This window comes from Pantoea sp. SYBGC1 (assembly GCF_057197005.1).
The window spans coordinates 913,082-931,240 of record NZ_JBXUNM010000001.1; the positions used below are offsets into that span (position 1 = coordinate 913,082).

Sequence of the window (18,159 nt, forward strand, 5' to 3'; positions counted from 1 at the left end):
ACCTCGTCACAGTGAAACCACATCGTTGAGCTTAGTGCCCTTTCGGTTCACCCATGCCTTTCAGCTTTTTCGACAGATCGCGGCGTTCTTTTGACAGATCGGCGTTTTTAATAATGTACTCATCCACGCGATCTTCATAGTCCACGCGCATAGAGGCGATAATCTCCTGGATCGCCTCCACGCTCATGCCGGGTTTAATATATTCACTCAGGTTATCCAGCAGCAACACACGTTTCTGGTTATCACGGATTTTCTTTTCGTTATCGTGAATTTCGCGCTGCAGTTTGTTTTTACGACGAAACATACGCACAAACTCCAGCACGTCCTGAAATGATTGCTTGGCATTTTCCATGTTGGCACCTTTCTTAAGGCCTGCAGCAGCAGGCGGAATAGTCATATAACGTCAAGAGTTGTAGCTTAGCGGCTGTTGAGCCGGGTTAGCAATTCTCACAGCAAATTTCAGACTGGCTCTTATCTTAGCGCAAAGAAAGGGCGATTCGCACTAAGTGGTTGCCGGAGAAAACTATTTACGCAGCGCCAGCCGGACCAGATCGGTCATGCGTTCCAGCTGCCGCGCCTGCTCCAGGCTCAGCCAGACGTAGCCGTAGATCGCCGTGGTTTCAAGCTGCGCGCTGCCGCTGGCGATCAGCGCCTCCAGCTCCTGCACGATCTCCTCGAGGGCGTGGCTGTTTGCGATAACCTGCTCCGTCTCGCCTTTTTGCAGCAGCAGCGCCAGCGCGTTCAGCGTCTCTTCGGTCATCTGCTGGGTACGCCGCAGCGCAGGTGCACTGAGCAGCAGCAGATGACTCTCGCGTGAGGCCCACCAGGCTTCAATCTGCATCTGCATGGTATTGACCATGTTACGGTTGATGGTCTGGATCGCTTCAAACACCGATTTTGGAATACGGGTTTCTTTGCTGGCGGGCTCAAGCAGCGCGCGCATTCTGATCACGCTGCTGAGCAGCTTCTGAAAGCGCGTATTGAGACGCGGCTTCTCGACCAGATTAGGGGAAAAGCCGGCGTGATGGATCTTTGCCATGCTGACAAACGCATCTGAAAGCTGTATACGCCAGTGGATATAGGCGCGCTGCGCCCAGATAGCGCTGAACAGCAGCGCCATCAGCGAGCCTAAAATCACATCGCCGCCGCGCCACAGCGCCACGGTGAAATCACCGGCTGGCGCCCCTACCACCACGCCGAGCGTGATGCCAATCAGCAGCGCCATATAGGGATGTTTGCCCAGCGTCAGATAGCCACAGACAATCATTACCGCAAAGCACCAGACCAGCATCAGCGGCAGCGAGATAAGCTCCAGCTTCAGCGCAATCAGACCGGAAATCAGCCCGGCAAAGGTTCCGCTGATGCGCTGGATCACGCGCGGCAGCACGTTTCCCCAGGTGGAGATAGGTCCCATTACCACCACCAGCGTAATCAGGGGCCAGGTACCTTCGGGAATATTTGTCAGCCTGACAAACAGAAAGCAGAGCACAAAGGCGATAGCGATACGCACGCCGTGTACGGCGCGGTAGTGACGGTAGAACCAGAATTCAATCGACGAGACAGGCTTGTCAGCGCGTAACATGGTGATCCGGAAACGGGAAAAATTTGCGCGCTATGTTACCCTGGCATGGCAGCAGGCTTCAGCCCCTGCTGCCGCTTTTTCCCGCTTTTTTTCTATCCGTACGCATCAGGTAACCGTGGCGTTACATTCTGCTTTCAATAAGGAAACGCAGTGGTAACGCCACGATTAAACCGGTCAGAGTTTACGCTTCACGTAGTCGCTGATACGGGTAAGGATGCCCGCCTCTTCAACCGTCTGCAGCGCATAGAGCGGATAGCTTGCCAGCTCTTTATCTTTATCCAGTACCTGAATCTCACCAATCTGCTCGCCCGCTTTCAGCGGCGCGGTGAGATCTTTGCGATCGATAACATATTTCGCCATCACGTTAGCCACTTCGCTGCGCGGCAGAGACAGATAGATATCCTGCGTGGTGCCTACTTCGACTTTATGCGGATTGCCATACCAGACGTTTTCACTGCCGATCTTCTTGCCGGCATGGAACAGCTGTACGGTATCAAAGTTACTCTGCCCCCACGTCAGCAGTTTGCGCGCCTGCTCTTCGCGTCCTTTGGAACTTTTGCCGCCCATGATCACCGCAATCAGCCGGTGACGGCCTTCAACGCTGGAGGCGACGATATTAAACCCGGCGCTCTCGGTATGGCCGGTTTTCATGCCGTCCACGTGCAGATGCTGATCCCACAGCAGGCCGTTGCGGTTGTTCTGCGTAATGCCGTTGTAGCTCAGGGTCTTTTCGCTGTACATAGCGTAAAAGTCCTGCTCGCCATTAATAATGGCGCGCGAGAGCACCGCCAGATCGCGCGCGGTAGTGTGCTGACCCGGCGCATCAAGGCCGTGCACGGTTTCAAAATGGGTATGCGTCAGACCGAGCTTCTGCACATAGTGATTCATCATGGTGACAAAGCTCTCCTGGCTGCCGGCGACATAGTCTGCCAGCGCCACGCAGGCGTCGTTGCCGGAGTCGATAATGACCCCGCGCATCAGATCGCGCACCGTGACTTTATCACCTGGCTTGAGGAACATCAGCGAAGAGCCTTTAAACACCGGATTTCCTGCTGCCCAGGCATCTTTGCCCACGGTGACAACATCATCCCGGGTAATTTTCCCCTGATCGACGGCGCGATCGACCACGTAGCCGGTCATCAGTTTGGTCAGGCTGGCGGGATTACGCTCCGCATCCGGATTGCCGGCAGTGAGGATCTGCCCGGTGGTAGCGTCCATTAATACCCATGATGCGGCATCAATACCCGGCGCCGTCACGGGAAACGCCAGGCTGTCATCCGCCTGCGCTATTGATGCCACAAACACTAATCCAGAAAGAGTTACCCACACACGCCTTTTCAACACATCGTCCTCAGTTTAAAAATGAATTTACCGCCGCACGTTGTACGGCAAATAGCGCTTTGATATCTGAATAAATTGAAAAAAAGTATGTCCCGTACAGAAAAAGCTCAGCCCCGCCCGCAGCGCAATGGATGAGGGTTGTGCTGACTGAAACGCCCGACTATTCTGTGGGTTGATTTTTCAATCCAGGATAACGCCGTGCCCGCCTCTGAGTTCACCTTTCTGTTCCATGATTATGAAACCTTCGGGAAGAGCCCGTCGCTGGATCGTCCGGCCCAGTTTGCCGGCCTGCGCACCGATGCCGACTTTAACCCGGTGGGTGAACCGCAGGTGTTCTACTGTCAGCCTGCAGATGACTATCTGCCGCAGCCGGAAGCGGTGATGATCACCGGCATTACGCCGCAGGTTGCGCGCGCGCGCGGTGTTACGGAAGCGGAGTTTGCCGCACGTATCCACGCGCTGTTTACCCAGCCCAATACCTGTGTTATCGGCTATAACAACGTGCGCTTTGACGACGAGGTCACGCGCAATATCTTCTACCGCAACTTTTTTGATCCCTACGGCTGGAGCTGGCAGAACGGCAATTCGCGCTGGGATCTGCTGGATGTGATGCGCGCCTGCTATGCGCTGCGCCCGGAAGGGATTGTCTGGCCTGAAAATGATGAGGGCTTTCCCAGCTTTAAGCTGGAGCATCTCACGCAGGCCAACGGCGTGGCGCACGAACAGGCGCACGATGCGATGTCGGATGTATGGGCGACGCTGGCGATGGCAAAACTGGTCAAAGAGAAGCAGCCAAAGCTGTATGCATTTCTGTTTGCGCATCGCAATAAGCAGAAGCTGATGACCCTGATTGATATTCCGCAGATGAAGCCGCTGGTTCACGTCTCCGGTATGTTTGGCGCCGCGCGCGGCAATACCAGCTGGATCGTGCCGCTGGCGTGGCATCCTGACAATAAAAATGCGCTGATCGTGGCGGACCTGGCGGGCGATATGACGCCGCTGCTGGAACTGGAGCCGGACGCGCTGCGCGAGCGCCTCTATACGCGGCAGAACGAGCTGGGCGATGCGGCTCCGGTGCCGATCAAGCTGGTGCACATCAATAAGTGCCCGGTGCTGGCCCCGGCCAGTACGCTGCGCCCGGAGGATGCGGAGCGGCTCGGGATTGATCGCCAGCACTGCCTGGCGAACCTCGCCCTGCTGCGCCAGCACGTCGCCGTACGCGAAAAAGTGGTGACGCTGTTTGCGGAAGCGGAGCCGTTTACACCGTCAGAGGATGTTGATGCGCAGCTCTATGATGGCTTCTTCAGCGATGCCGATCGCGCCGGCATGAATATTCTGCGTCAGACGGCGCCGCAGAATCTGCCCGCGCTGGATCTCACGTTTAACGACGCGCGCGTTAATCCGCTGCTGTTCCGCTACCGGGCGCGTAATTTTCCCGGCACGCTCGACGATCGCGAGCAGCAGCGCTGGCTGCAGCATCGCCGCGAAGCGTTAAATGCAGAGCGGGTTCAGGCATTTCTGCTGGAGCTGGAGTCGCTCGCCAGCCTGCACGAAGAGGATGCGGATAAGATGGCGCAGCTGAAAGCGCTTTATCACTACGCTCAGGCGCTGGTCTCCTGAGGAGAGGCGCTGCGGCGGCAGGGTGTTGCCCGCCGCCGCGCATATGTTATAGCAGTAACCAGATAAGCCAGGTCAGCGCAAATCCTGCCAGCCCCATCGCCGTGGTGAGTACGGTCCAGGTTTTTAGTCCGTCCGCAACTGACAGCCCAAGATAACGCGTGACGACCCAGAAGCCAGAGTCGTTAACGTGCGATAATCCCAGCGCGCCAAAGCAGGCAGAGAGCGCCACCAGCACCAGCTGCATTTCACCCAGTCCGGTAACCGCCGTAGTCAGCAGGCCGCAGGTAGTGACAATCGCGACCGTGGCTGAGCCCTGGGATGCGCGCAGCGCCAGTGAAAGGATAAAGGCAGCCGGGATCAGCGGCAAATGAATCGTGGTGAGCGACTCCGCCAGCGCTTTACCCACGCCTGACTCCACCAGCACTTTACCAAACGCCCCGCCAGCGCCGGATACCAGGATCACACCGGCGGCGTTGGCGATGGCGCTTTCTGACAGCGTCTCCAGCTTCTCTTTGCCCCAGCCGCGCCGGATGCCGAGCAGCCAGCACGCCAGCGCCAGCGTAATCAGCAGCGCCATGGCTGGTGCGCCAGCCAGCGTCAGCAGACCGTGCGCCATGCTGCCGGGCGTCAGGTGCGACGGCAGTAGCGTGCCCAGCATAATCAGCGCAATCGGCAGCACAATCAGGCTGGCGACCAGGCCGGCTGCCGGGGGCGCAGCCACCTGTTGCGCCGGAGCCTGCTGCTTTGTCAGCTGCACCTGCTCCAGCACGCTGACCGACAGCTGATAGTTTTTGCGGTTAAGCCACTTTGCCACCAGATAACCCACCACGCCCACCGGCACTGAAATACCAATGCCCGTCATCATCAGCCAGCCGATGTCCGCATTCAGCAGTGCGGCTGCGGCGGCCGGGCCAGGGTGCGTTGGCACCGCTACGTGTACCATCAGCATCACACCGGCCATAGAGAGGCCAAATTTCAACGGCGAAAGACGCAGCACTTTGGCGAAGCCGTAAATCAGCGGCACCACGATAATAAAACCCACATCAAAGAACACGGGCAGCCCCAGTATAAAGGCGACGGTGGTCAATCCGGCCACCATGCGCTGCGGTCCGAGCAGCGCCGTAAACCGCCTGGCAAGCGCATCAGCACCGCCTGACGCTTCAATCACCGCACCGAGAATCGCGCCCAGAACAATAATCGCGGCGATATTGCCCAGCAGACTGCCCATCCCACCCAGAATCACCGTCATGATTTTATCACCCGGGATACCGGTAGTGAGGGCAACAAACAGGCTGGCGACCAGCAGCGCAATAAACGGGTGTACCTTAGCTTTGATCACCAGCAGCAGGAGCAGCAGCACGCTGACCGCCGCGATCAGGAGTAACAGAGGGGTCGTCATGTCTTACCTCAGAGAAGTATTATAGTTATCAGCAGGTTTCTGGTGTTGACGCCGGAGCTCAGGGCTCCAGCCAGGGTTGCAGCCAGCCAAGGCCCGCCACCGTGTTACCGCGCGGAAAATATTCACAGCCTATCCAGCCGTCGTAGCCCACTTCATCCAGCAGGGAAAACAGCCACGGATAGTTGATTTCGCCCTCGTCAGGCTCGTGGCGATCCGGCGCGGAGGCGATCTGCACATGCCGGTAGCGCCCGGCAAAGGTGCGGATCAGATGGCTGAGGTTGCCGTCGACCAGCTGGGCATGAAACAGATCGAGCTGGGTAAAAACGTTTGGCCGATCAATACGCGCCATCATCTCCAGCGTCTGATACTGGCTGGCATAGAGATAGCCCGGCTTAGTGACCGGATTGAGCGCCTCCAGCAGCAGGCGGATACCGTGCGGAGCAAAGCGCGCGGCGGCGTAATGCATATTACGCACAAACGTCTCTTCATAGGCGGCACGCTCTGCACCGGGCGGCAGCGTGGCGGCCATGATATGTACCTGCGGACAGTTAAGTGCCAGGGCATACTCCAGCGCACAATCAATATCCCGGCGCGCTTCAGCCTCACGGCCAGGAATGGCGGATACGCCCCATTCACCTGCAGCGGTGTTACCGGCTGCGGTGTTAAATAACACCATCTCCAGCTGATGGCGCGTCAGCTCAGCCTGAATCACTTCAGCCGGATAGTCATAAGGGAAAAGGAACTCTACCCCGCGAAATCCCGCCTGCGCAGCGGCAGCGAAACGCGCCAGGAAGGGATATTCAGTGAACTGCGTGGATAAATTAGCGGCAAACTTTGGCATTAGCGGCTCCTCAGCTCAGCAACTTCATCTGCACTGAGGTAGCGGATTTTACGATCGCCCAGGGTAAACATCAGGCGTGCCGTCTCCTCAAGCTCTTCCGTATTATTTGCTGCCTCGCGCAGGGAACTCCCGGTGACTACCGGACCATGGTTTGCCAGCAGAAATGCGCTGTAGCGCGGTGCCAGCCGGGCAAGATCTTCAGCCAGCCTGACGTCTCCCGGTTTGTAGTAAGGCACCACCGGCACATCCCCTACCCGCATCACCACATAGGGCGTAAAGGGACGAATACAATTCTGCCGATCGAGATCGCTCAGGCAGGAGAGCGCGGTCAGATAGTGGCTGTGCAGATGCACCACTGCTTTGCATGCCGGGTTATTGAGATAGAGTGCGCGATGAAACGCGACCTCTTTGGAGGGTTTGTCACCGCCGATCCACTCCCCCTGCAGGGTAACTTTTGACAGCCGCTCCGCCTGCAGCTCACCCAGACAGGAGCCGGTCGGCGTGGCAAGCAGATGACCGTCGGGCAACAGCAGCGAGAGATTGCCCGCTGAGCCCGTGGCGTAGCCGCGCTGAAAAAAAGAAGCGCCAAGCTGCACCATCTCGGTACGGGCCTGTTGTTCAGTCATAAGTAAACTCCGTCTGCGCACGTGCAAAAAATTGTTCATCACCAAAATTGCCGGATTTCAGTGCCAGCGAGAGCGGTTGCTGCGTATCACGTACCCAAGGCACGCCCGGAGAAATAGCGGGTCCGATATGAAACGCTGTGACGCCGAGACTCTGTGCCACCACACCTGAGGTCTCGCCACCCGCCACAATAAAACGCTGCCAGCCACGCGCTTTCAGCTCACGCGTTACCGCCGCGAAGAGCTGCTCCACCGCTTCACTACTGCGCGCCGCACCATACTGTAACTGCACGGCCTGCAGCTGCTGCGCGTCAGCGGTAGCGTAAAGCATGGGTGCCAGCGGCCTGTCAGCGTGCGCGCTGATCCAGTCACACAGCTCACGGGCATAGGCAGCGGCTTCCGTGATACAGCGCTCAACGCTGATCGCCATGGCGGGCGCCTGCTGGCGATAGGCGGCAACCTGCTGATTGGTCATTTGCGAGCAGGAGCCGGCGATGACTACCGCGCGCCCCCCCTGCGGACGACCCGCCGCCTCCGCTTCGCCGGCAGCCTGCGCGCTGGCCCAGGCACGAGCGATGCCAATGGCGAGACCCGATCCCCCGGTCACCAGCCGCATATCGCGCAGCGCCGCGCCCTGCGTCAGCAGATGTTGCTCGCTGATAGCGTCCAGTACCACATAGCTCACGCCCTGCGCCTTAAGCGTGGCCAGCTCTGCCTGTACTGCCGCCGCCCCCTGCTCAATCCGTGCCACCGGGATCACTGCCGCGCGCCCCCGCGCCTGACGCATCATCAGACGCACAAGACTGCTATCCTCCATGGGCGTGACCGGATGGTGGCGCATACCTGACTCGTTCAGCAGCTGGTCGCCGACAAACAGGTGGCCCTGATAGACGGTACGGCCATTAACTGGCAATGCCGGAGAGATCGCCGTCTGCGTTTCGCCCAGCGCCGTCAGCAGCGCATCCGTTACCGGACCGATATTGCCCTGCGCGGTGCTGTCGAAGGTGGAGCAATATTTGAAATAGAAACGATCGCACCCTTGCTGCTGCAGCCACGCCAGCGCCGCCAGCGACTGCGCTATCGCCTGTTCCGGCGGACAGGAGCGCGACTTCAGACTGATAACCAGCGCCTGCGCCGTGGCGTCAGTATCCTGCTGCGGCACGCCGCTGAACTGAATAACCGGCAGCCCGTTTTGCGCCAGAAAGCTGGCGATATCGGTGGCACCGGTGAAGTCATCTGCAATAACACCCAAACGCATTACGCTTTCTCCCCGGCCTGTGGCAGTACAATGCCGCTGAAAATTTTAATCACTGCACTGTCATCTTCCCGCCCGTAACCGGCGTTACTCGCCTCGGTGAACATGTTTAGTGCAGTTGAGGCGAGCGGCAGCGGAAAATGCAGCGATTTCGCGGTATCTGCCACCAGGCCAAGATCTTTAACAAAGATGTCTACGGCGGATTTAGGTGAGTAGTCGCCCTCCACCACATGACGCATGCGGTTTTCAAACATCCAGGAGTTGCCTGCGGCATTGGTCACCACGTCATACATGGTTTCCAGCGGAATACCGGCGCGTGCTGCCAGCGCCATCGCTTCAGCCCCCACCGCAATATGTACGCCGGCCAGCAGCTGATGAATAATTTTAACCGTGGAGCCAAGGCCGATTTCGCTGCCCACGCGGTACACTTTTGCCGCCACCGCCTGGAGTACCGGCTGCAGGCGCGCAAAAGCGTCGTCGCTGCCGGACGCCATTACCGTCATCTCACCGGCCGCCGCTTTTACCGCGCCGCCGGAAACCGGTGCGTCCAGCATCAGCAGCTGATGCTGCGCCAGACGCTCTGCAATGGCCTGCGCATCCTGCGCAGAAATGGTTGATGAAACCATCACGACGGTACCCGGCTTCAGCTGTGGTGCCAGACCCGCTTCACCAAACAGAATGGCATTCACCTGTGCAGCATTAACCACCAGTAGCAGCATCGCCTCCAGCTGAGAAGCAAAGCCCGCTGCGGTGGTCTGTGCATCCTGCGCACCCGCCTGGCGCAGCTTCTCCAGCGCCTGCGGGTTGAGATCAACTCCCCACGTGTTGAGACCCGCACGAATACAGGATTGCGCGGCGCCCATACCCATCGATCCCAGACCAATCACACCTACATTAGTTACGGTTGCAGCCACGGCGCACCTCTCTTGTTAAATTAAGTGATATTTTGTTCAATGCTGTTAATTGTGCCTAAGAAGTGATGAACGGAAAGTGTTCCGCCTCACAAAAATTAACTAACAAAGATCTGGCATAACAACTTTTCACACCCGATAAATGAGGTAAGGCGCGGCTTATTTCTGCTGCGGACCGATTACAGATACCTTACAATGTGAAAAAATGGTAATTCAGGAAGTGTGAAATGATCCCTACTGAACGTCATCAACAGATAGTGGCGCTGGTGGCAGAACGCGGTGTGGTAAGTATTGCTGAGCTAACCGAACGTCTGGGCGTTTCGCATATGACCATCCGGCGGGACGTGCAGAAGCTGGAGGAACAGGGAGCGGTGATTTCAGTATCGGGCGGCGTGCGTACCGCGGAGCGTCTGGCGACAGAGCCGTCACATCTGGCAAAAACCAGCATGTACAGCGAGGAGAAGATGGTCATCGGCCAACGGGCGGCGCAGCATATCCCGCCTGACAGCTGTATCTATCTTGATGCCGGAACGACAACGCTGGCGCTGGCGCGTGAACTGCTGGCGCGTGACGATCTGCTTGTTGTCACCAACGATTTTGTTATTGCCCGCCTGCTGATGGAGGGGAGCGGTTGCCGCCTGATCCATACCGGTGGCAGCGTCTGTCGCGAGAACCGCTCCAGCGTGGGTGATGCGGCGGCGCGCACGCTGCGCACGCTGGCGATCGATATCGCCTTTATCTCGGCCTCATGCTGGGGGCCGCGGGGTCTTTATACGCCGGATGAGCATAAGGTGCCGGTTAAGCAGGCCGCCTGTGACGTCAGCAGCAAGCGCATTCTGCTTAGCGATAGCTCTAAATATAATAAGATTGCCACCTGGCTTGCATTGCCGCTGACGTGCTTCGATCAGGTTATTACCGACAGGGAACTGAGTAAAACAGGCAGGGAAACGTTAAGTGCGGGTAGCTGGGAGTTGGTACTGGCGGGACAGGAATAGTTAATAGCAGACCGGGTGCGCATCGCTGCGCACCCGGTCACGAACATCACATTTCTTCGCTGAACTGCGGGACCGGATTACGGAAAGTACGGGTCACGAACGCCAGGTAGATAATACCAATTGCGCCCCATACCAGACCCAGCACCATGGAAGTCTCTTCGAGATTGATCCAGAGCGCTCCCACCGTCAGCGCGCCCATCACAGGCAGCACCAGATAGTTGAGATGGTCTTTCAGCGTCTTGTTACGCTTCTCACGGATCCAGAACTGCGCGATCACAGAGAGGTTAACAAAGGTAAACGCGACCAGCGCACCAAAGTTGATCAGCGCCGTAGCGGTCACCAGATCAAAGTTGATAGCCAGCAGTGCCACCGCGCCGACCAGCAGTACGTTCAGTGACGGCGTGCGATATTTTGGATGCACGAAGCCAAAGATACGCTGCGGGAAGACGCCATCGCGGCCCATCACGTACATCAGACGTGAAACGCCTGCGTGTGCCGCCATGCCTGACGCCAGCACGGTCACTACGGAGAAGATCAGGATCCCGATCTGCAGCGCTTTACCGGCCACAAACAGCATGATTTCAGGCTGTGACGAGTCCGGATTCTGGAAACGCGAGATATCCGGGAAGTAGAGCTGCAGGAAGTAGGAGACCGCGATAAAGATCACGCCACCAATCAGCGCCGTCAGGAAAATGGCGCGCGGAATGGTGCGTTCAGCATCTTTGGTCTCTTCCGACAGCGAGCTGATACCGTCAAAGCCGAGGAACGAGAAGCAGAGAATCGTCGCACCGGTGATCATCGGCACCACCTGAGCATGCTCAGACCAGAACGGCTTCGTGCTCACCAGCGTACCGGAGCCAATACCGTGCGCCACACCGTAAACCACCATACCGGTGATCACGGCCATGACCACCACCTGCAGCACCACGATGACGCTGTTAAAGTTGGCCACGGTTTTGATACCACGCAGGTTGGAGATGGTCATAAAGGCCACCAGCAGCACAACGAAAATCCACGACGGAATGCCCGGCACCAGCGACTCAAAGTAGCTTTTTGCCAGCAGGATGTTGATCATCGGCATGAACAGATAGTCCAGCAGCGATGACCAGCCCACCATAAAGCCGACGTGCGGACTGATGGCTTTCTGAGCGTAGGTATAAGCGGAGCCCGCAGATGGGAAGCGGCGTACCAGCTTACCGTAACTCACAGCCGTAAACAGAATCGCAATCAGGGCGAAAGCATAGGCGGTGGCGACGTGGCCGTCGGTCAAACCTGACACAATGCCGAAGGTATCAAACAGGGTCATTGGCTGCATATACGCCAGGCCCATCATGACGACCGGAAGCAGGGTCAGAGTTTTTTTCAGATGTGCACGCTGAGGTGCGGCAGAGGTATTAAGCGACATTGTTCAGACCCCCTACAGCAGCAACTGATGTCAGTTGTACCACAGGGATACTGCGCAACGTGCTGCAGTGAGAAGTGATATTAGTGTTTGCGATTGTCGCCGCGCCGTAATCATCACGAAAGCGAGAACCAGCCAGTGCTGGTGCAATTGTAAACAGTCCCATCTTTGTTCCTCAAATCTCACGCAGAAGCGTGTTTCGGTGTCTATCTATCCGGATACGTGTCCGGCCTCGGTTATGTATGTATTAAAAACATTATGCAAAAAAATAACCGACGCTCAGTGCGTCGGCTATGTTCTGTCTTTTGCAGGGGGCATATTTTGCCCCAACTTATGCCATCGACACAAGACGTTAACGCAATTCTTCTGTGCGTCAGGCGTTCTTTAGCATCCAGTCAATCTCTGTGGCGGTGATCAGCCGTTCAAATTCGCGCAGCTCACACTGCTTGCAGCTATGCCACACGCGGCTGAAACGCTCTCCCAGCAGCTTCTGCAGCGGGTAGCTGCTCTCAAATTCATAGAGCGCGTCGCTCTGGCGAATCGGCAGTGCCAGCCCCTCCGCTGCATGACCATTCCCGGTCACCGCATGAGGTAAAGGTAGCTGATTATCCAAGCCGTGCAAAATACCGGCAAGAATTGTTGACACGACCAGATAGGGATTTGCATCCGCGCCCGCCACGCGATACTCCACGCGATGGTTCTCTTTGTCACCGCACGGAATACGCAGCGCCACGGTGCGATTGTTATGTCCCCACGACGCCTGCAGCGGCACAAACGACTCTGGCGAGAAGCGCCGGTAAGCATTGACGTTGGGCGCCAGCAGCGCCATTGACGCCGGCATCAGGTCAATCATGCCCGCCAGCGCGCGCTTCAGCAGCGGCGAGTTGCTGCCATCATCCAGTGAGAAAGCGTTATGATCCGCCGCGTCGAGCATACTGATATGCACGTGCATGCCGCTGCCGGCATACTCTTCATAGGGCTTCGCCATAAACGTGGCGGTCATACCGTGATTTTCCGCCACCTGCCGCACCAGTCGCTTCAGCAGCACCGCGTCGTCGCACGCTTTAAGGATATCCTGCGTGTGATGCAGGTTGATCTCAAACTGGCCCGGCGACGCTTCCGCCAGGGCGCCATCTGCCGGGATACCCTGCTGCTGCGCCAGCGCGTCGATATCGCGCAGCACGTCAGCAAAATGGTCGAGGTTATCCACGGAGTAAACCTGGCAGTGCATGTTACGCTCTGCGCTGCCCGGCGAGCACGGCGGCTGAATAAAGCCGTCGGCATCGCGCTGCTTATCAACCAGATAGAACTCCAGCTCTACCGCTACCACCGGAAACAGCCCGCGATTGCGCAGCTGCTGCCACAGCCGGTTCAGCACGTTTCGGGGTTCAACGTCAAAGGGAGTGCCATCTTGGTTGCACATCGTCAGCAGCAGCTGGGCGATGCGTTGCGGATCGGAAGCAGAAGGGATAAGCGTGCCAGGAACGGGAATACAGAGGTTATCGGGTTCGCCAAGCGCCTGTCCAAGACCGGCTTCCTCAACGGTGTTGCCGAGAATGTCCATGGCAAACACAGAGGCGGGAAAGTAACACCCTTTTTCCAGCTTTGGCAGCGCGGCGACAGGGATGCGCTTACCGCGAAAAACACCATTTAAATCATTTAACAGGATATCGACATATTGCGTTTCGGGATGGCGTTCCAGCCAGGTTTTCACCTCCAGCTGGAACGCGCTTGTTCGCTTCTCTTCACTGTGCCGCGTGAAATCTTCTACTTCCACGATATTCGTCATATACCACCCGCCAGTTACCGTTAATGAGGTTTGCGCGATGCTTTAATTCCGAACTACAGCTCTAACATAGCGCCAACACAAATAGTGTGCAAATGTAACAATCTGGTTTGCAGTTCGGCGCGGGCAGATTAGATTGAGAATAACAGGCTCGCTTAAACGCCTGCCTGAATTTGCCGGCAGAGCGTCAGCACTCTCAGCGTGGTAACCCGATGATGACAGATGCTGTAAAACCGCTGATCGGAATAGTGATGTGCCAGAACATGGCCGGTCCCCACCCCGCTCAGACGCTGCATAATAAATATCTGGATGCGGTGGTCGCCGCCGGTGGCGTACCGCTGCCGCTGCCGCATCAGCTGCTGCAGGCACCAAAGCTGCTGGCGCAAAGCATGGCGCTGCTGGACGGCCTGCTGCTGCCCGGCAGCCCCAGCAATATTGAACCCTGGCACTATGGCGAAGCGGGCAGTGAAGCGCACAGCGATCCGGGGCGCGATCGCCTGGCCTTTGCGGCCATTACCTGGGCCACCAGCCGGCAGATGCCGCTGCTGGGTATCTGTCGTGGCCTGCAGGAGCTGGTGGTCGCCAATGGCGGCGCGCTCTATCGTCAGCTGCATCAGGTTGACGGGTTTCAGGATCACCGTGAAGATCCTGCTTTGCCGCTGCCACAGCAGTATGCTGCGGCACATCTGGTCACGCCGGAACCGGGCGGGCTGCTGAGTCAGCTGCCTGACTGCCAGGCCCCCTTTGCCGTTAACTCACTGCATGCGCAGGGCGTTCGCACGCCGGGTCCGCAGCTGCGCATAGAAGCACGCGCCGCAGATGGTGTGATTGAGGCGGTGAGCCTGCGCCATCACCCTTTTGCGCTGGCGGTACAGTGGCATCCGGAGTGGCAGTCTGAGCAGAACCCGGTTTCACGCCAGCTGTTTGCTGCATTTATTCAGGCCGCCAGCGATTATCACCGGGCACGACCCTGAGGAGGATGTGATGCACCATGTGGAGAGCTATTACGCAGCCAGCGCTAACCCGCACGCCCCCTGGCCTGCGCTGCAGGAGAGTATTCAGTGCGACGTCTGTATTATCGGCGGCGGCTTTACCGGTCTCTCCTCGGCGCTGTTTCTGACCGAAGCGGGCTACGACGTGGTCGTGCTGGAGGCGGCCACCATCGGCTTTGGTGCCAGCGGACGTAACGGCGGTCAGGTGGTTAATTCCTATAGTCGCGACGTGGATGTGATTGAGCAGCGCTACGGTAAGGAGACCGCCGCGATGCTCGGCAGCATGATGTTTGAGGGTGCCGATATTATCCGCGACCGTATCGATCGCTACGCCATCAGCTGCGACTACCGGCCGGGCGGTATTTTCGCTGCCCTCAACCCGCGGCAGATGGGCCATCTGCGTCGTCAGCAGGCGAGCTGGGCGCGCTACGGCAATCAGAGCCTGGAGCTGCTGGATGAGCGCGGCATCCGGCGGGAAATCGCTACCGATCGCTATGTCGGCGGCCTGCTGGATAAGCGCGGTGCGCATCTGCATCCGCTGAACCTGGCGCTGGGGGAAGCGGAAGCGATCCGCCGCCACGGCGGGCGTATTTATGAACACTCCGCCGCCCTCGCCGTGCACTACGGCGCACCGCACCGCATTACCACCGCGCACGGGGAGGTGCATGCCACCTTTGTGATCTTTGCCGGCAACGCCTATCTGCCATCGCAGCTGGAGCCGCGCCTGAGCCGCAAAAGCATGCCGTGCGGCTCGCAGATTGTGACCACTGAACCGCTGAGCCGCGACCAGGCGCTCGGGCTGCTGCCTAACAACTACTGCGTAGAAGATTGTAACTATCTGCTCGACTACTTTCGTCTTACCGCGGATAACCGTCTGCTGTATGGCGGCGGCGTGGTATATGGCGCGCGCGAACCGGCTGATATTGACGCCCTGATCCTGCCCAAGCTGCAGCGCACGTTTCCGCAGCTGCGCAATATTAAAATCAGCCACCGCTGGAGCGGTAACTTCCTGCTGACGCTGTCGCGTATGCCGCAGTTTGGTCAGCTGGAGCGGAACGCCTATTTTATGCAGGGCGACAGCGGCCACGGCGTAACCTGCACGCATCTCGCCGGCAGGCTGATTGCCGAGGTGCTGCGCGGTCAGGCGGAGCGGTTTGACGCCTTTGCCCGGCTGCCGCACCTGCCGTTCCCCGGCGGACGCCGGTTTAAGGTTCCTCTGACGGCGATGGGCGCCGTATGGTATGCGCTGCGCGATCGGCTGGGCGTCTGAGCCGCAGCGGGAGACGCAGGTCTCCCGCCGGGTTTATGCCAGCGGCATGCGCGCCGGATCGGGATAGCGATACTCAAAGCCGAGCTCATCGCAGATTTTTGTGCCATCAATCAGTTTGCCGGTCGGACGGCCGGACTGCGCACTGAACGTGGGCGGCACCAGACCCAGCTTCTTCGTCACGTCAGGGTAAAACGTATCCCGCGACGGATGATGCGGCGCGCAGAGGTTATAGGTATTTCCGCCTTTGGGACGCTGCAGCAGCAGCATAATCGCCTCCACCACATCATCCAGATGCACCAGGTTCACGCCGTGACTGCCCTGTTCCAGCCCGGTTTTGCCGGCCAGAAAGCGGCCAGGATGGCGATCCGGCCCTACCAGACCGGCGAGCCGCAGAATATCCACGCTGGTGCCCGGCAGGCCATGCAGCCAGTGCTCCAGCTCGGCGAGCGTTTTGCCGGCAACCGTCTCCGGCTGAAGCGCGCTCTGCTCTTTCATGATCCCTTCGCCTGCGCCGTAGACTGAGGTGGAGCTGGTGAAAATAATGCGCGGCACCCGGCTTGCCAGCGCCGTGTCCACCACGTTTTGTACCGCCTGCATATAGGCGTCAGCCCCCTGCACGGTGCGGCTGGCCGGCAGCGTAACCACCAGCGCATCCACCTGCATCAGCGCCTCAAGTTCGTCAGCATCACACTCAATCTCCGGCGTCAGTTTCAGCTGATACGCCTCAATGCCGCAGCGCCGCGCGGCTTCAACACCATCCGGCGTGGTTTTCGTGCCGGTCACTTCCCAGCCCCGCGCCGTCAGCGCCATTGCCAGCGGCATCCCCAGCCAGCCCAGACCCGTAATCGCGACTCGTTTCATCTCTGCTCCTGCTGTTGCGCGCCATCGTTATCTCATCTTAGAGCGGCGCTGCCCGGCAAACCAGCGCAAAGTGTTGCGGAAGGTTCCGTAAACTGACGTTAAAAAAGGGTTGCCAAGCCGCGCCATCTTCGCTAGGTTAATCAGCACGCAAATGAATACTCATTCAGCAACGGAATTTATTATGACACGCGTTCAGTTCAACCATCATCACCACCATCACCCTGACTAGTCTTTCAGGCGATGTGTGCTGGGAGACGTTCAGGATCTTCCAGTGGTGCGAGCGCAAAGAGAGCCCCCGGAAGATCATCTTCCGGGGGTTTTTTTATGGGCGAACGCAAACGTAACACGTTCAGACAGGATCAAATAAGAGGACAGGAACCATGTTAGATAACACCCGTTTACGCATAGCTATGCAGAAATCTGGCCGTTTAAGTGATGAATCACGCGAACTGCTGGCGCGCTGCGGCATCAAAATCAACCTTCAGCAGCAGCGTCTGATTGCGTTTGCGGAGAACATGCCTATCGATATCCTGCGCGTGCGCGATGACGATATTCCCGGTCTGGTGATGGATGGCGTGGTCGATCTCGGTATTGTCGGTGAGAACGTACTGGAAGAGGAGCTGCTGACCCGCCGCTCGCAGGGTGAGGATCCGCGCTACTTTACGCTGCGTCGTCTGGATTTCGGCGGCTGCCGCCTGTCGCTGGCGATGCCGGTAGATGCCGACTATACCGGTCCGCAGTGCCTGAATAACGCCCGTATCGCCACCTCCTACCCGCACCTGCTGAAACAGTATCTCGACAAACAGGGCATCCCGTTTAAATCCTGTCTGCTGAATGGCTCGGTGGAAGTTGCGCCGCGCGCGGGCCTGGCTGATGCGATCTGCGATCTGGTCTCTACCGGCGCCACGCTGGAGGCCAACGGCCTGCGTGAGGTCGAGGTGATCTACCGCTCCAAAGCAGTACTGATCCAGCGCGACGGCGAGCTGCCGGCGGCGAAACAGGCGCTGGTCGACACCATGATGACGCGCATCCAGGGCGTGATCAAAGCGCGCGAATCGAAATATATCATGCTGCACGCACCGAGCGAGCGGCTGGAAGAGGTCATCGCCCTGCTGCCTGGCGCCGAGCGCCCTACCGTGCTGCCGCTGGCGGGCGAAGTGAGCCGCGTGGCGATGCACATGGTCAGCAGCGAGACGCTGTTCTGGGAAACCATGGAAAAACTGAAAGCGCTGGGCGCCAGCTCGATCCTGGTGCTGCCGATTGAAAAAATGCTGGAGTAAC

17 protein-coding genes and 1 other annotated feature are annotated in these 18,159 nt (G+C 58.3%); of the genes, 6 read left to right on the top strand and 11 right to left on the bottom strand.

Annotation, left to right across the window (positions count from 1 at the left end; genetic code table 11):
- Nucleotides 1-31: 31 nt before the first annotated feature.
- The 3 genes from AC2CF9_RS04310 to dacD form a co-directional block, all read right to left on the bottom strand.
- Nucleotides 32-352 (bottom strand): DUF496 family protein, encoded by a 321-nt coding sequence (locus AC2CF9_RS04310; protein ID WP_150016423.1) that lies wholly within the window; start codon nucleotides 350-352, stop codon nucleotides 32-34.
- A 171-nt stretch (nucleotides 353-523) separates the two neighbouring features.
- Nucleotides 524-1,582, bottom strand: coding sequence for an FUSC family protein (locus AC2CF9_RS04315; protein WP_039385281.1), 1,059 nt, complete (start codon nucleotides 1,580-1,582; stop codon nucleotides 524-526).
- Between the two features lie 174 nt (nucleotides 1,583-1,756).
- Complete coding sequence (gene dacD, locus AC2CF9_RS04320) at nucleotides 1,757-2,926, bottom strand: serine-type D-Ala-D-Ala carboxypeptidase DacD (protein ID WP_484556324.1); 1,170 nt, start codon at nucleotides 2,924-2,926, stop codon at nucleotides 1,757-1,759.
- Between the two features lie 195 nt (nucleotides 2,927-3,121).
- Here dacD and sbcB point away from each other — a divergent pair, with 195 nt between their 5' ends.
- The gene (gene sbcB / locus AC2CF9_RS04325) at nucleotides 3,122-4,543 is read left to right on the top strand and encodes an exodeoxyribonuclease I (protein WP_484556325.1); all 1,422 of its coding nucleotides are present in this window, start codon (nucleotides 3,122-3,124) and stop codon (nucleotides 4,541-4,543) included.
- A gap of 46 nt (nucleotides 4,544-4,589) precedes the next feature.
- On the opposite strand, the gene AC2CF9_RS04330 is transcribed toward sbcB, so the two are convergent.
- The 5 genes from AC2CF9_RS04330 to ltnD are packed head-to-tail and all read right to left on the bottom strand — an operon-like array spanning nucleotide 4,590 to nucleotide 9,575.
- On the bottom strand, nucleotides 4,590-5,942 hold the full coding sequence (locus AC2CF9_RS04330; RefSeq protein WP_150016427.1) for a GntP family transporter: 1,353 nt from the start codon (nucleotides 5,940-5,942) through the stop codon (nucleotides 4,590-4,592).
- A gap of 58 nt (nucleotides 5,943-6,000) precedes the next feature.
- Nucleotides 6,001-6,783, bottom strand: coding sequence for a 2-oxo-tetronate isomerase (gene otnI, locus AC2CF9_RS04335; protein WP_150016428.1), 783 nt, complete (start codon nucleotides 6,781-6,783; stop codon nucleotides 6,001-6,003).
- Nucleotides 6,783-7,409 carry a 3-oxo-tetronate 4-phosphate decarboxylase gene (otnC, locus tag AC2CF9_RS04340; protein WP_150016429.1) on the bottom strand — a complete coding sequence of 209 codons (627 nt, stop codon included), beginning with the start codon at nucleotides 7,407-7,409 and terminating at the stop codon, nucleotides 6,783-6,785. The genes otnI and otnC overlap by 1 nt, the downstream gene beginning before the upstream one ends.
- Nucleotides 7,402-8,664 carry a 3-oxo-tetronate kinase gene (gene otnK, locus AC2CF9_RS04345; RefSeq protein WP_150016430.1) on the bottom strand — a complete coding sequence of 421 codons (1,263 nt, stop codon included), beginning with the start codon at nucleotides 8,662-8,664 and terminating at the stop codon, nucleotides 7,402-7,404. The genes otnC and otnK overlap by 8 nt, the downstream gene beginning before the upstream one ends.
- Nucleotides 8,664-9,575 carry an L-threonate dehydrogenase gene (gene ltnD / locus AC2CF9_RS04350; RefSeq protein ID WP_484556326.1) on the bottom strand — a complete coding sequence of 304 codons (912 nt, stop codon included), beginning with the start codon at nucleotides 9,573-9,575 and terminating at the stop codon, nucleotides 8,664-8,666. The genes otnK and ltnD overlap by 1 nt, the downstream gene beginning before the upstream one ends.
- A 224-nt stretch (nucleotides 9,576-9,799) precedes the next feature.
- Here ltnD and ygbI point away from each other — a divergent pair, with 224 nt between their 5' ends.
- Nucleotides 9,800-10,567, top strand: a complete 768-nt coding sequence (ygbI, locus tag AC2CF9_RS04355) for a DNA-binding transcriptional repressor YgbI (protein ID WP_484556327.1) — start codon at nucleotides 9,800-9,802, stop codon at nucleotides 10,565-10,567.
- Nucleotides 10,568-10,613: 46 nt separating this feature from the next.
- On the opposite strand, the gene AC2CF9_RS04360 is transcribed toward ygbI, so the two are convergent.
- Together AC2CF9_RS04360 and AC2CF9_RS04365 are read right to left on the bottom strand one after the other, a co-directional pair.
- The gene (locus tag AC2CF9_RS04360) at nucleotides 10,614-11,972 is read right to left on the bottom strand and encodes an APC family permease (RefSeq protein ID WP_484556328.1); all 1,359 of its coding nucleotides are present in this window, start codon (nucleotides 11,970-11,972) and stop codon (nucleotides 10,614-10,616) included.
- Nucleotides 11,973-12,342: 370 nt separating this feature from the next.
- On the bottom strand, nucleotides 12,343-13,758 hold the full coding sequence (locus AC2CF9_RS04365) for a glutamine synthetase family protein (RefSeq protein WP_484556329.1): 1,416 nt from the start codon (nucleotides 13,756-13,758) through the stop codon (nucleotides 12,343-12,345).
- 209 nt (nucleotides 13,759-13,967) lie between these two features.
- Between AC2CF9_RS04365 and puuD the strand changes: the two genes are divergently transcribed.
- Complete coding sequence (gene puuD, locus AC2CF9_RS04370; protein ID WP_484556330.1) at nucleotides 13,968-14,729, top strand: gamma-glutamyl-gamma-aminobutyrate hydrolase; 762 nt, start codon at nucleotides 13,968-13,970, stop codon at nucleotides 14,727-14,729.
- A 10-nt stretch (nucleotides 14,730-14,739) separates the two neighbouring features.
- The gene (locus AC2CF9_RS04375; RefSeq protein WP_484556331.1) at nucleotides 14,740-16,017 is read left to right on the top strand and encodes an NAD(P)/FAD-dependent oxidoreductase; all 1,278 of its coding nucleotides are present in this window, start codon (nucleotides 14,740-14,742) and stop codon (nucleotides 16,015-16,017) included.
- Nucleotides 16,018-16,050: 33 nt separating this feature from the next.
- On the opposite strand, the gene AC2CF9_RS04380 is transcribed toward AC2CF9_RS04375, so the two are convergent.
- Nucleotides 16,051-16,878 (bottom strand): SDR family oxidoreductase, encoded by an 828-nt coding sequence (locus AC2CF9_RS04380; protein ID WP_484556332.1) that lies wholly within the window; start codon nucleotides 16,876-16,878, stop codon nucleotides 16,051-16,053.
- Between the two features lie 181 nt (nucleotides 16,879-17,059).
- On the opposite strand from AC2CF9_RS04380, the gene hisL reads away from it, so the two are divergent.
- Together hisL and hisG are read left to right on the top strand one after the other, a co-directional pair.
- Nucleotides 17,060-17,107 carry a his operon leader peptide gene (gene hisL / locus AC2CF9_RS04385; RefSeq protein ID WP_100396937.1) on the top strand — a complete coding sequence of 16 codons (48 nt, stop codon included), beginning with the start codon at nucleotides 17,060-17,062 and terminating at the stop codon, nucleotides 17,105-17,107.
- Nucleotides 17,083-17,204: a sequence feature (His leader region), on the top strand. Its footprint overlaps the gene before it by 25 nt.
- 54 nt (nucleotides 17,205-17,258) lie before the next feature.
- Entirely contained in the window at nucleotides 17,259-18,158 is a 900-nt protein-coding gene (hisG, locus tag AC2CF9_RS04390) for an ATP phosphoribosyltransferase (protein ID WP_039385304.1), read from the top strand.
- The last annotated feature ends 1 nt before the right edge of the window (nucleotide 18,159 follow it).